The following is a 12,541-nucleotide window of genomic DNA, read 5'->3' as shown; positions in this document are numbered from 1 at the left end:
AGCAGCACGATCACACCGAGCTGGGCGGAGCAGGGGATGGCGAAGTTGAGGATCGAGGCCGCGATCGTCTTCTCCCGGTGCGTGCCGAGTATCCGCGTCGTGATGGTCGCCATCGTTATGCAGCCGAATCCGAGGATGATCGGCACCACCGCCCGACCGTTCAGACCTATGCTGTTGAGCGCACGATCCGCAAGAGTCGCAAGCCTGGGAAGGTATCCGCTGTCCTCTAGCAGCGACAGGGCCAGGTAGAACCCCGCGACGAGCGGCAGAAGCAGGCCGATGAGATAGGTCACCGTCATGGTCACCACGCCGAACCGGCCTACCAGCATGGTCGCGATCACCGATCCCTCCGGCGCGAACCTGTGGACCAACGCTCGGGCCGCCGGTTCCCAGTAACCCTGCATGACTGTGCCTTCAGTGAACCCCACCACTTTCTGAGCCACGAGAACAGCCACGAGTTCGTACATCAGGTAAAGAACACCCGCCAGGATCGGCAGGCCGGCCCAGGGATGGATCGTGAGACTGCCCAGCCTCAGTGCGAGCCTCCTGCCGATGCCGACCTCGCGCAAAACGTGGCCGACGATGTCGTTGACCCGCTCCCTGCGGCGGACGTAAAACTCCTCCCGGCGCCTCCCCGGTTCCAGGCCGTGCCTCTCGGAGACGACCTCGTCGCCCTCGAGCACGAGCAGCGCCTCCCTCGTGGAGCCGACCGAACGAAGCTCATTCTTCATCAGTCGGGCGATCTCCGGATCGGCGTGACCCGGACGGGCATTCTCGATGGCTTCCCCGACTTCCTCGAGACCCGCATTCTTCGTGGCCACGGTCGGTATTACCGGCACCCCCAACAGATCGGAGAGCAGGTCCACGTCTATCTCCAGCCCCTCGCTCCCGGCCTCGTCCATGAAGTTCAGTGCGACCACCATCGGCGCGCCCATGTCGGCGAGTTGAAGAGTGAGGAAGAGATCGCGCTCCAGGTGGACGGCGTCCACGACGTTTACGACGATGTCGGCGTCCAGGATGATGTCCCGGGCAACTCGCTCCTCATCGTTGAAAGACGAGACGCCGTAAATACCCGGGGTGTCAATGATGAGATCGGCGCCCGAATGCCCGCGCGTGATCTCTACGGTGGTGCCGGGATAGTTCGAGACTTCGGCGTAGATGCCTGTGAGGTAGCCGAAGAAGACGGACTTGCCGACATTGGGGTTGCCCGCCAGCGCGATCCGCCTGGCGGGTCCTTCAGAGACCGGCTTCGGGCCGTGATGACGATGTCGGTGCAGTCGTGATCGGGTGCGCATGCGCGGCTCGTTTCTCAGTGAGTCCTCATCGCGGCAGAGCGCCGATGTATCGTCGAACCACTATGCGTCGCGCCAGTTTACGGCCGACTGCTATCTCCTGACGGTTACAGCGAATCACCAGCGGTCCGAAGGGAAGCTTCTCCTGGCAGACGACTCTGGCGCCCCCGGATATGCCTAGGCGCACGAGTTGGTCTCTGTGGGCCGGGTCGTTGATTGACACGATCTGGACCTCGGAGCCCCTCACGCACTGATCGAGTGTCATAGTGCCTTCCCTCCGTCTCGAAGCGCTCTGGACCCGCGGTGGGATGAGCTTCCCGCGCACTCCGCGCATACGCCGCTGATCTCGAGCCGGTGGCCGTCCGGAGCAAAAGCGTGCGCGGCACAGACTCGGTCCTGCAGTCTCTCTATCTCATCATCCTTGAACTCTATGGTCCGGCCGCAGCGCGAGCATATCATGTGGTCGTGATGCTCGTGGCCGTAGGTGTGCTCGTAATGCCCGTGCTTCTCCCCCAGGTGGACGCACCTCAACAGACCGCACTCGACGAGCAGAGGCAGCGTGCGGTAGACGCTCGCCCTGGAGACCCGCGTACCCCTGCGGCGCAGGCCCATTACGATGTCCTCCGCCTCGAAGTGGTCGTGGCGGCTGAACACCTCACGCAGTATCCTGATGCGCTCCGACGTGAGCCTGAGCCCCTCACCGCCGAGGTACTCCCTGAATACCCGATCCTCATCTCTGCATGCGGCCGTCACGGCGATTGACCCCCTGATGGTACTCGACTCGGCGCTCTTATTGCAACTCAGTCTCAATCTCACTACCCTGATTATGCCACAGCGGTCGGCATATGTCAAGCCTTTTCCACCGCGGAATCCGTCAAATCGGCCGGCGCGCGGTCTCTGAGTTCGAAGTCCGCCGCGGAATATGTCAGTTATTTTTGAAAATCTCAACAAATGGGCCTCCGGGCACTTGGCGAACGGGGCGGTTTTGTGGTAGAATTCGATGGATTACGACGAAATCATCGTGGATTTGGTGCAGGTAACCGATTACATCGGGATTGCGTGCGGTCGTGGCGATGTCCCGTTTTATTTTGGTCGAGCTTGTGAATATTTTCACAAGCGTACCGGCAGCCGCAGATATCCGCGGATCAACGGAGGAATAGACCTGCAGGAGACGGTTCGATCGGATGATGCTCCGCGGGACGGACCTGAACACTATGCCGAATGAACGAAATGGATCTTGCACAGGCGTGACCATCGAAGAGGTCAAGTCGGCGCTCATGGCCGAAGTGCTCTGCTGCGAGGATAAGCTGGGCGAGGAGATATGCAACGCCTGCGGTTGCGACCTTATGAGTGACGTGCTTGCATTCACCAAGCCAGGCGCGCTTCTGCTCACCGGCCTGACGAACAGCCAGGTGATACGCACGGCCGAGATACTCGACCTCAAGGGGGTCATCTTCGTCCGCAACAAACGCCCCGACGATGCGACGATCGCGATGGCGACGGAGATCGGGATTCCACTGCTCTCATCGCCGTACCCTCTCTATGAGAGCTGCGGCCTGCTGTACGCCAAGGGGCTGGATGGGTGCATGCGGGTTGAATGATTCCGTCGGCGGGCAGACCCCGACATCGGCAGGCTCCGAGAACGGCGCCGAGCTGAGGTACGCGTTCAAGATCGAAGGCGGGAACTTCGCTGCGGCGGGGAGCGTCTCGACGCGCATCAAGAAGATGCTGCAGCAGATCGGAGTCGGAGCGGACACTATCCGCAGGGCGGCTGTGGCGACGTACGAGGCCGAGATGAACGTCGTCATCCATGCCGATTCGGGCGAGATCACGCTGGCCGCAAACCCGGCGCAGATCAGGATCATCGTGCAAGACAAGGGGCCGGGCATCCCGGACGTGAATCTGGCGATGCAGCCGGGGTGGTCTACCGCGAGCGACGCCGTCAGGGAGATGGGTTTCGGCGCGGGAATGGGACTGCCGAACATCAAGAAGTGCACCGACGCGATGGAGATTCGAACGGAGATAGGCGTCGGGACGACGCTCGAAATGGTTTTCAACAATGGGTGAAACTTCAGTGCCGCAGGAGTACTTTCACTCGGTCAGACTGATCGAGGACAAATGCAAGGGCTGCGTCAACTGCATCAAGCACTGTCCCACCGAGGCGATCCGCGTGCGGGACGGCAAGGCCCGGATCATCCAGATCAAGTGCGTTGACTGCGGAGAATGCGTACGCAACTGCCCGAATCAGGCGAAGACCGCAATCGCCGACGACTTGAGCAGGCTGCAGGACTTCAAGTACAGGATCGCGCTGCCGGCTCCCGCTCTGTACGGCCAGTTCAGGGGAGGCATCAAACCCGAGAAGATAATCGCGGGGCTGCTCGACCTCGGCTTCGACGATGTTTTCGAAGTGGCCTACGGCGCCGAACTCGTCTCAGCGAAGATTCGCGAGATACTTAAGAACCCGGACCGTCCGAGGCCGTTGCTCTCGTCGGCCTGTCCGGCGGTCGTCAGGCTGATCCAGATTCGTTTCCCGGGCATGATAGGGAACATCGTGCCGGTCGTCTCACCAATGCGGGCCGCCGCAAGGCTCGCCCGGTCGCAGAAGGCCGCCGAACTCGGCATCGCGCCGGAAGAAATCGGGCTGTTCTTCATCACGCCCTGCCCCGGCAAGGTCAGCGCGATAGCCGACCCTGTCGGATTCGACGCCCAGTGCGTTGACGGGGCCATTCCGATAAGGGATGTCTACGGCAAGCTGCACAACTTCGTGTACAACGCGACCGACGAAGACGTGAAGAAGGCGCTCCGCCAGGCGTCCGGAGTCGGGATCGGCTGGGCGCGAAGCGGCGGCGAGGTGCTCTCCATCGGCGCGAAGAGGCACGTCTCGGTGGACGGCATACACAACGTCATACAACTGATGGAGGAGATCGAGCACGGCAAACTGCTCGACATGGACTACATCGAGCTTCAGGCGTGCGTCGGCGGATGCGTCGGCGGAGTCCTCCAGGTCGAGAACTCCTTCATATCCCGTCGGCGGATTCGCGAGATATCCTCCGACTCGGCGCCGATTCCGTCCGACGACGAGATCGCGGCTCACCAGGCCGAACTGCTGAGCAGAGTTGATCCATCCGTGCTGGAGTTCGACAGACAGATCGAACCGAGGCCGACGCTCAGCCTCGACGAAGACATGGCCGTGGCGATCCAGAAAATGGAACGCATCGAGGAGATAACCGAGAGCCTCCCGAGCCTGGACTGCGGATCGTGCGGGGCTCCGAACTGCAGGGCCCTCGCGGAGGACATCGTGATGGGGCTGGCCGTAGAGACCGACTGCGTGTTCATATTGAGAGATCGAGTGCAGGCTCTCGCTCAGGAGCTGATGACCCTCGCCGAGAAGGTCCCGCCGGCGATGGGCGGTCAGCAGAAACTGAACGGACCGCAAGGCGAGGCATCACAGGAGTAGAGACATGCTGCTGAACGAAGTGATTCAGAGACTCGGTCTCGCGCAGAGAGCGGGCGGACCGCCCGAGGGAGTCGAGGTCACGGGCGGGTACTCGTCCGACCTCCTCAGCGACGTGATCGGGAACGCGGGGGCCGGCCACATCTGGGTGACGATTCAGATTCACCAGAACATAGTGGCGGTCGCCACCCTGCTGGGGCTGTCGGCCGTCGTGATAGCCGGCGGCGCGGAGCCGGAAGAGAAGACTATCGAGAAGGCCGACGAGGAGGGCATCAGGATACTCACGACCCCCGCGAAGGCTTACGAGGTCGTCGGCAGGCTCTACGAACTGGGGATTCGGTAAGATGCCGCGCCGCGTGGAGGCCGACCTGCACGTGCATACGCTGCTCTCCGCGTGCGCGGCGGTCGAGATGCTCCCGGAACTGATCATCCGCGAGGCGGAAGCCAAGGGCCTGGATGTGATCGCTATCACAGATCACAACACGGCGGAAAACGTGTGGGCCGTGCTAGAAGCGGCCAAAGGCAGCTCGGTCAAGGTTCTGCCCGGAATGGAATGCGAGACTCGCGAGGGGATACACGTAGTCTGCATCTTTGACAAACTGGAATCGGCGCTGGCCCTGCAGGAGGAAGTGTACGCGGCTCTGCCGGAGACTCCGCACGGCCACGAGAGCTTCGACGAGCAGATGAAGGTTGACGCCTGCGGGGAGTTCCTCGGGTTCAACGAGCATCTGTGTTCGACCCCAGCCGACATCGGCCTCGATGAACTGACCGAGCGGGTTCGCTCGCTGGGGGGTCTGGCGGTACCGGCGCACGTGGATCGGCCCTCGATGAGCCTGATCGCGGTGCTCGGATTCGTGCCGCCCGACCTGGACGTGCCGGCGCTGGAGATATCGAAAAACATTACGCCGGAGAAGGCGACGGAGAAGTTCCCGAGCATCCGTGGAAGGACCCTGATCTCGTCCTCGGACGCTCACTGCCTGAACGACATCGGGGCGGGTCGGACCGCGTTTCACCTGGAATCGCGAACCGCGGAGGAGATTGCGCTGGCCTGCGAGGGTCTGGGCGGGCGCCGCGTCGGATCAAACGAATAGAGATGGATGTACTTGAGATGACAAACGACAAGGACGGCGAGCCGTCAGTCAAAGAGAAGAGCGCAGAGGGGATTGTCGGCGAGATCGAGCGGATCGTAGCCGAACACAGGGAGATGCCCGGCGCGTTGATACCGGTGCTCGACGCCGTGCAGGAACGCCTGGGATACCTGCCGGAGTGGGCTCTGCTGAAGATAGCCGAGGGTCTGGACATCCCTCTGAGCAAGACGGCCGGCGTCGCGAGCTTCTACAACTTCTTCCACATGAAGCCTCAGGGCAAGCGGAAGTTGCAGGTATGCATGGGAACCGCGTGCTACGTGCGGGGATCGCAGAGCGTCTTCAACCGAGTGATCGCGGAGTTGGGCCTCGGGGCCGGCGGCGGGACGACCGAGGACGGCGAGTTCACCGTCGAGGCGGTCCGATGCGTCGGAGCGTGCAGCCTTGCGCCGGTCGTAGTGATCGGGGAGAAGGTCCATGCCAGGGTCTGCCCGAGCAGGGTCGCCGAGATCCTGGAGAAGAAGAAGGACAAGCAGCCCGCGGAGGTCTGAGTGCGCGATCTCTCCCTGCACATCCTGGACATCGCGCAGAACTCGCTCTCTGCCGGCGCGACCACCGTCACGTTTACGCTCTCGCTCCGGAGGGAAGAGAACCTGCTCAGCCTGGAGATTGCCGACGACGGCCGCGGGATGGACAGGGAGACTCTGGAGAAGGTGACCGATCCTTTCGTGACTTCGCGGACGACCCGCAAGGTGGGTCTGGGGTTGCCTCTTCTGTCCGCGGCGGCGGAGCGAAGCGGCGGTTCGATGCGGATCGAGTCGAGCCCCGGGGAAGGCACGACGGTTTCCGCCGACTTCGAGTACGACAATATTGACCGGGCGCCCGTGGGGGACCTCGCGGCGACCCTGATCAGCCTGATAGCGGTGAACCCGGATGTCAGATTCGTCGTCCGTTACGATGTAGACGGCAAGGAATATGTTTTCGACACGCGTGAGGTCGTCGAGGAACTCGGCGGCGTCCCGATCAACAACCCGCTCGTGATCGAGTGGATTAGAAGGCACCTGGATGAGGGCATCCGGGATGCGGGAACGATTGACTAGAGAAAGGGTACAGCAAAGACATGAAGAGTCTCGATGATCTCCGCAAGGTGAGAGAGCAGGCCCAGCAGGCCATGAAGGTGCGTGACGGGCAGTTCAAGGCCAGGATCGTCGTCGCCATGGGAACGTGCGGCATCGCCGCCGGAGCCCGCGACGTGATGTCGGCCATCCTCGACGAGTTGAGCAAGCGCGGCATCCAGGATATCGCCGTGACGCAGACCGGCTGCAAGGGCCTCTGCGAGCAGGAGCCGATGATGGACGTCAGCAAGCCGGGCCAACCGACCGTGACCTACGGGTACGTGACGCCCGACCGCGCGCGGACCATCATAAGCCAGCATCTCGTCAACGACAACATCGTCGGCGAGTGGGTTGTGGCTTCGTCCCAGGAATAGCGGCCCTGGGGATCTGAATGACAATCAGGGTCTGGAGTTCTGCTGAATCATGAAGTTGGAGCGTTCACATATTCTGGTATGCGCCGGGGCGGCATGCATCGCTTCGGGTGCTCACGAGGTCGAGGACTCGCTCAGAAAAGAGATAGAGTCGGCGGGCCTCGCCACCGAGATCAGCGTGTACGACACGGGCTGTGTCGGCACGTGCGACCTCGGGCCGGTCATCATCGTCTATCCGGAGGGCATATTCTACACGAAGGTCGGCGCCGAGGACGCCGGGGAGATCGTCTCGGAGCATCTCGTGAAGGGCCGCATAGTTCAGAGGCTCCTTGCCAAAGAGGGCGACGAGGCCATGCCTCGCTATGAGGACATTCCCTTCTTCGCCAAGCAGACGCGGATCGTCCTGAAGAACCTCGGCACCATTGACCCGAACACCATCGAAGACTACATCGCCGCGGACGGCTATGCGGCCCTCGGCAAGGCGATTACCGAGATGACGCCTGAACAGGTGATCGCCGAGATCGGTCATTCGGGCCTGAGAGGCCGCGGCGGCGCGGGATTCCCCACAGCCCGGAAATGGGAGTTTGCCCGCGAGGCGCAGGGCGACCTCAAGTACGTGGTCTGCAACGGAGACGAGGGCGATCCGGGCGCCTTCATGGACCGTTCGCTTCTCGAGGGCGACCCTCACGCGATCATCGAGGGAATGGCGATCGCGGCCTATGCCGTCGGCGCCCGACAGGGCTTCGCTTACGTCCGCGCCGAGTATCCTCTAGCCATCCAGAGGCTTCAGAAGGCGATTGACCAGGCGCGGGAGTTCGGGCTGCTCGGCAGGGGAGTGTTCGGCGCGCTCGACTTCGACATCCAGATACGCAAGGGCGCGGGAGCGTTCGTCTGCGGTGAGGAGACCGCGCTGATGGCGTCAATCCAGGGAGAGCGCGGCGAGCCGAGGACCAAGCCGCCCTACCCCGCCGTCTCCGGATTGTGGGGAAAGCCGACGCTCATCAACAACGTCGAGACCTATGCAAACGTCCCGGCGATAATCCGCAACGGCGGCGACTGGTACGCGCAGTACGGCACCGAGAAGAGCAGGGGCACCAAGGTGTTCGCGCTCGCCGGCAACATCGTCAACACCGGCCTGATCGAGGTCCCGTTCGGCACGACCCTGCGCGAGATTGTCTATGAAATCGGCGGCGGGATTCCGAACGGCCGCCGGTTCAAGGCGATCCAGACAGGAGGACCGTCGGGCGGATGCCTGCCGGCGAGCCTGCTGGACATGCCGGTGGACTACGACTCGCTTCAGAAGGCGGGCTCGATCGTCGGCTCCGGCGGCCTGATCGTGATGGACGACGATACCTGCATGGTGGACGTGGCCCGGTTCTTCCTCGAGTTTACCATGGAGGAGTCCTGCGGCCAGTGCGTTCCGTGCCGCGAGGGATGCAAGCGGATGCTCGAGATCCTGAATCGGATCACGCAGGGCGGCGGCAGGCCCGAGGACATTGACCTCCTGGAAGCGCTCGCCACGAACATAGAGACCGCGTCTCTGTGCGGCCTCGGGCAGACCGCGCCAAACCCGGTTCGCGCCACGCTCCGCTACTTCCGCGACGAGTATGAGGCGCACGTCAACGAGAAACGGTGTCCGGCCGGGGTCTGCACGGCCCTCATCAACTACAACATAATCGCGGAGCGGTGCACCGGCTGCACGCTCTGCGCTAAGAACTGCCCGGTGGGAGCGATCACCGGGAGCCGCCGCGAACCGCACGTCATCGCGGCGGACAAATGCACGAAGTGCGGAATCTGTATGGAGAGTTGCCGGTTCGAGGCAATCATCAAGGGATAGGTTGCGGCCGGAAGACCGGAGGCGGCGCATCGCGGGTCTCCAGTCTGAAGTCTGCGGTCTCCCGACTGCATATTCGAAAACGGAGGTGTACGCTTGAGTTCAGGGCAGAAGTGCGCAGAGTGTTCTGCGGACGTAAAGACAATCGTTGCCAGACATAACGCGTTCAGAGGCAACCTGCTGCCTATCCTGCACGACGTACAGGCGAAGTTCGGCTTCCTGCCTGAGCACGCGATGCAGGAGGTGGCCGACGGTCTGGATATCCCGGTAAGCGAGGTGTACGGCACCGCAACGTTCTACACTCTCTTCAGCACGAGCCGGAGAGGGCAGTACGTAGTGAGGGTCTGCGACAGCGCTCCTTGCCACATCGAGGGCTCCAAGGCGATCATCAAGGCGATCACGGACGAACTCGGCATCAAGAACGGCGAGACGACGGAAGACGGCAAGTTCACTCTGGAACACGTGAGCTGCTTCGGGGTCTGCGGAGTCGCGCCGGCGATCATGGTGAACGACGAGGTCCACGGCAACCTGACGCCGGAGATGATCCCGGGAATCCTCGGCAGCTATGCGGAGAAGGAGGCCTGATATGCCATTCTACAGATCGCACATTCTAATCTGCAACGGCACGTCGTGCGTGCTCAAGGGAAGCAGGGCCGTGCAGGCCGCGCTCACCGAGGAGATCAGGAAGGCCGGCCTGGAGAAGGAGATCCGCGTAGTGGAGACCGGCTGCCTGGGTATCTCCGAGCACGGTCCCGTGATCACGGTATACCCGGAAGGCACGGTCTACGTCCATCTCACACCCGCTGACGCGAAGGAGATCGTCGAGGAGCATCTCCTCAAGGGGCGGATCGTCCAGAGGCTGATGTACAAAGGCGAAGTGTCGGCGGCGGGGCCGGCCGCCGAAGTGCCCTTCGTCGCGAAGCAGCAGAAGGTTGTGCTGAAGAACTGCGGCGTGGTCAACCCGGAGTCAATCGAAGAGTACGTCGCAGGGGGCGGCTACGAGGCGCTCGGCAAGGCTCTGACTTCGATGACCCCGGAGCAGGTCATTGACGAGGTCAAGAAGTCGAACCTGCGGGGGCGCGGGGGCGCTGCATTCCCATGCGGGATAAAGTGGGAAGCCGCGAGAAACGCCCCGGGCGCGCCCAAGACGATCATCTGCAACGCCGACGAGGGCGAGCCGGGCAACTTCAAGGACAGGCTGATCCTGGAGGGCGACCCGCACAGCCTCGTCGAGGCAATGATCATCGCCGGCTTCGCGGTCGGCGCGGACAAGGGCTACGTCTACATCCGAGGCGAGTACAAGCAGTCCGTCGAGAACCTCCAGAAGGCGATCGCGGACGCGAAGGCGATGGGTCTGCTCGGAGAGGACATCTTCGGGTCCGGCTTCGACTTCGAGATTGAGGTCTTCAAGGGCGCGGGCGCATACGTCTGCGGCGAGGAGACCGCCTTGATCGAGTCGCTCGAAGGGCGCCGGGGTGAAGCGATGGTGAAGCCGCCGTACCCGCCGACTCAGGGGCTCTGGGGAGCGCCGACCGTCATCAACAACGTCGAGACGCTGGTCAACATCCCGCAGATCATCCTGAACGGCGCTGACTGGTACAATACCATCGGCACGGAGAAAAGCAAGGGAACCAAGATCTTCTCCCCGTGCGGCGACGTTCTTCAGCCCGGCGTGATCGAGGTCCCGTACGGGGCCACGATGCGCGAGGTCCTCTACGAGATGGCGGGCGGCACGAAGTCCGGTAAGGAGATCAAGGCCGTGCTGATCGGCGGGCCGTCCGGCGTGTGCGTCGGCAAGGAGAGCCTCGACCGGCAGTTCGCCTATGAAGACCTCTCGCCGGGCGCCGGCGCGCTGATAGTCATAGACGAGGACAAGTGCATAGTTGATCTCATCCACAACTGCCTTGCGTTCTTCAAGCACGAGTCGTGCGGACAGTGCATCCCGTGCAGGGAAGGCGTGAAGCGGATGTATGACATAGCGACGAGATGGATCGAGGGCGAGGGACAGGTCGGAGATATCGAGGTCATGCAGGACCTCGCCGACAACATGGCGTCGTCTTCGAGGTGCGGACTCGGACAGTTCGCGGGCATGGCCTTCACGACCAGCCTGAAGCTGTTCCGAGACGAGTATGCGGCTCACGTGACCGACCGGACATGCCCGACCGGGGTCTGCGCGATGAGCAATGGAAGGAGTGCCGAAGTACATGGCTAAGACAATGAACATCACCATAAACGGCCAGCAGGTGCAGGCCGAGGAGGGAATGACGATCCTCCAGGCCGCCCAGAAGGCCGGAATATACATCCCCACGCTCTGCTATCACCCCGACCTCAGCGTCGAGGGCGTGTGCAGAATCTGCGTGGTCGAGGTAAAGGGTCAGAGGCTGCTCTGCCCGGCCTGCGCGTACCCGGTGTCCGAGGGGCTCGAGATCAACACTCACTCCCCGAAGGTCCGCGAGGCGCGCCGGCTGATAGTCGAGCTGCTGCTGGCAAACCACCCCCAGGACTGCCTGACCTGCTCCGCCAACCAGAAGTGCGAACTTCAGAAGCTGGCGAAGGAGTTGGGAATCCAGGAGATCCGCTTCCAGGGCGAGCGCCGCGAGGAGCCGATGGACATCTCGAGCCCGTCCCTGATCCGCAACCCGGAGAAATGCATACTTTGCAAGAGATGCATCCGGGTGTGCCACGAGATCCAGTCGGTCGGTGCGCTCTTCGCGAGCCACCGCGGGTGGGAAACTACGATCGGACCGGCGCTCGACAAGCCGCTGGCGGACGTCGTGTGCGTCTACTGCGGGCAGTGCATCAACCGCTGCCCGACCGGCGCGTTGAAGGCGAAGGACCCGGCCCCCGAGATCTGGGATGCCATCTACGACCCGGATAAGTTCGTAGTCGTCCAGACCGCGCCGGCGGTCCGCGCGGCGATCGGCGAGGAGTTCGGCATGCCGCCGGGAAGCCTCGTCACCGGCAAGATGGTCTCCGCCCTGCGGATGCTCGGCGTCAACAAGGTGTTCGACACCGACTTCACCGCCGACCTGACGATCATGGAGGAAGGCTACGAGCTGATCGGTCGAGTGCAGAACGGCGGCACCCTGCCGATGATCACATCGTGCAGCCCGGGTTGGATCAAGTTCATCGAGCACTTCTACCCGGATCAGCTCCCGCATCTCTCGACGTGCAAGTCGCCGCAGCAGATGTTCGGTGCCCTGGCGAAGACTTACTACGCGCAGAAGATGGGCATAGACCCCGCGAAGATGGTGGTCGTCTCGATCATGCCCTGCGCCGCGAAGAAGTTCGAGTCGGAGAGGCCCGAGATGTTCTCGAGCGGCTACCAGGATGTGGACTACGTCCTGACGACCCGCGAGGCGGCGGGCATGATCAAGGAGGCGGGCATTG

General features: G+C 62.7%; 16 protein-coding genes. 13 read left to right on the top strand and 3 right to left on the bottom strand.

Annotation, left to right across the window (positions count from 1 at the left end):
• The 3 genes from KBC96_14870 to KBC96_14860 form a co-directional block, all read right to left on the bottom strand.
• Nucleotides 1-1,295 (bottom strand): ferrous iron transporter B (locus KBC96_14870; protein MBP6965676.1); only part of this gene is annotated, 1,295 nt, incomplete at its 3' end.
• 25 nt (nt 1,296-1,320) lie between these two features.
• Nucleotides 1,321-1,557 (bottom strand): ferrous iron transport protein A, encoded by a 237-nt coding sequence (locus KBC96_14865; protein MBP6965675.1) that lies wholly within the window; start codon nt 1,555-1,557, stop codon nt 1,321-1,323.
• Nucleotides 1,554-2,045, bottom strand: a complete 492-nt coding sequence (locus KBC96_14860; GenBank protein MBP6965674.1) for a transcriptional repressor — start codon at nt 2,043-2,045, stop codon at nt 1,554-1,556. The genes KBC96_14865 and KBC96_14860 overlap by 4 nt, the downstream gene beginning before the upstream one ends.
• A 247-nt stretch (nt 2,046-2,292) precedes the next feature.
• Here KBC96_14860 and KBC96_14855 point away from each other — a divergent pair, with 247 nt between their 5' ends.
• The 13 genes from KBC96_14855 to KBC96_14795 all read left to right on the top strand — a co-directional run.
• A complete protein-coding gene (locus KBC96_14855) occupies nt 2,293-2,517 on the top strand; it encodes a hypothetical protein (GenBank protein ID MBP6965673.1) in 225 nt (74 codons plus the stop codon).
• A gap of 22 nt (nt 2,518-2,539) precedes the next feature.
• Nucleotides 2,540-2,893 carry a hypothetical protein gene (locus KBC96_14850; GenBank protein ID MBP6965672.1) on the top strand — a complete coding sequence of 118 codons (354 nt, stop codon included), beginning with the start codon at nt 2,540-2,542 and terminating at the stop codon, nt 2,891-2,893.
• Complete coding sequence (locus tag KBC96_14845; protein MBP6965671.1) at nt 2,871-3,359, top strand: ATP-binding protein; 489 nt, start codon at nt 2,871-2,873, stop codon at nt 3,357-3,359. The genes KBC96_14850 and KBC96_14845 overlap by 23 nt, the downstream gene beginning before the upstream one ends.
• On the top strand, nt 3,352-4,749 hold the full coding sequence (locus KBC96_14840; GenBank protein MBP6965670.1) for a 4Fe-4S dicluster domain-containing protein: 1,398 nt from the start codon (nt 3,352-3,354) through the stop codon (nt 4,747-4,749). The genes KBC96_14845 and KBC96_14840 overlap by 8 nt, the downstream gene beginning before the upstream one ends.
• Before the next feature lie 4 nt (nt 4,750-4,753).
• Nucleotides 4,754-5,089 carry a serine kinase gene (locus KBC96_14835; GenBank protein MBP6965669.1) on the top strand — a complete coding sequence of 112 codons (336 nt, stop codon included), beginning with the start codon at nt 4,754-4,756 and terminating at the stop codon, nt 5,087-5,089.
• Between the two features lies 1 nt (nt 5,090).
• A complete protein-coding gene (locus KBC96_14830) occupies nt 5,091-5,837 on the top strand; it encodes a PHP domain-containing protein (protein ID MBP6965668.1) in 747 nt (248 codons plus the stop codon).
• Nucleotides 5,838-5,854: 17 nt separating this feature from the next.
• Nucleotides 5,855-6,382, top strand: coding sequence for an NAD(P)H-dependent oxidoreductase subunit E (locus KBC96_14825; protein ID MBP6965667.1), 528 nt, complete (start codon nt 5,855-5,857; stop codon nt 6,380-6,382).
• Entirely contained in the window at nt 6,383-6,931 is a 549-nt protein-coding gene (locus tag KBC96_14820; GenBank protein MBP6965666.1) for an ATP-binding protein, read from the top strand.
• Nucleotides 6,932-6,951: 20 nt separating this feature from the next.
• On the top strand, nt 6,952-7,320 hold the full coding sequence (locus KBC96_14815) for a (2Fe-2S) ferredoxin domain-containing protein (GenBank protein ID MBP6965665.1): 369 nt from the start codon (nt 6,952-6,954) through the stop codon (nt 7,318-7,320).
• 49 nt (nt 7,321-7,369) lie between these two features.
• Nucleotides 7,370-9,154, top strand: coding sequence for an NADH-quinone oxidoreductase subunit NuoF (nuoF, locus tag KBC96_14810; GenBank protein ID MBP6965664.1), 1,785 nt, complete (start codon nt 7,370-7,372; stop codon nt 9,152-9,154).
• Between the two features lie 93 nt (nt 9,155-9,247).
• Entirely contained in the window at nt 9,248-9,736 is a 489-nt protein-coding gene (gene nuoE, locus KBC96_14805; protein MBP6965663.1) for an NADH-quinone oxidoreductase subunit NuoE, read from the top strand.
• A gap of 1 nt (nt 9,737) precedes the next feature.
• Nucleotides 9,738-11,363, top strand: a complete 1,626-nt coding sequence (locus KBC96_14800) for an NAD(P)H-dependent oxidoreductase subunit E (protein MBP6965662.1) — start codon at nt 9,738-9,740, stop codon at nt 11,361-11,363.
• Nucleotides 11,356-12,541 (top strand): (2Fe-2S)-binding protein (locus tag KBC96_14795; GenBank protein ID MBP6965661.1); only part of this gene is annotated, 1,186 nt, incomplete at its 3' end. The genes KBC96_14800 and KBC96_14795, both read left to right, overlap by 8 nt.

The sequence above is a fragment of the Armatimonadota bacterium genome, assembly GCA_017993055.1.
GTDB lineage: Bacteria > Armatimonadota > UBA5829 > DTJY01 > DTJY01 > JAGONM01.
Note: the sequence above shows the minus strand (reverse complement) of the source record. Positions and strands in the feature narration are given on the sequence as shown.

Coding starts and splice junctions, on each gene's coding strand:
- KBC96_14830 (MBP6965668.1), top strand. CDS start 5,091: ATGCCGCGCCGCGTGGAGGCCGACCTGCACGTGCATACGCTGCTCTCC.
- KBC96_14845 (MBP6965671.1), top strand. CDS start 2,871: ATGGGTGCATGCGGGTTGAATGATTCCGTCGGCGGGCAGACCCCGACA.
- KBC96_14815 (MBP6965665.1), top strand. CDS start 6,952: ATGAAGAGTCTCGATGATCTCCGCAAGGTGAGAGAGCAGGCCCAGCAG.
- KBC96_14840 (MBP6965670.1), top strand. CDS start 3,352: ATGGGTGAAACTTCAGTGCCGCAGGAGTACTTTCACTCGGTCAGACTG.
- KBC96_14835 (MBP6965669.1), top strand. CDS start 4,754: ATGCTGCTGAACGAAGTGATTCAGAGACTCGGTCTCGCGCAGAGAGCG.
- KBC96_14865 (MBP6965675.1), bottom strand. CDS start 1,557: ATGACACTCGATCAGTGCGTGAGGGGCTCCGAGGTCCAGATCGTGTCA.
- KBC96_14825 (MBP6965667.1), top strand. CDS start 5,855: ATGACAAACGACAAGGACGGCGAGCCGTCAGTCAAAGAGAAGAGCGCA.
- nuoF (MBP6965664.1), top strand. CDS start 7,370: ATGAAGTTGGAGCGTTCACATATTCTGGTATGCGCCGGGGCGGCATGC.
- KBC96_14855 (MBP6965673.1), top strand. CDS start 2,293: ATGGATTACGACGAAATCATCGTGGATTTGGTGCAGGTAACCGATTAC.
- KBC96_14800 (MBP6965662.1), top strand. CDS start 9,738: ATGCCATTCTACAGATCGCACATTCTAATCTGCAACGGCACGTCGTGC.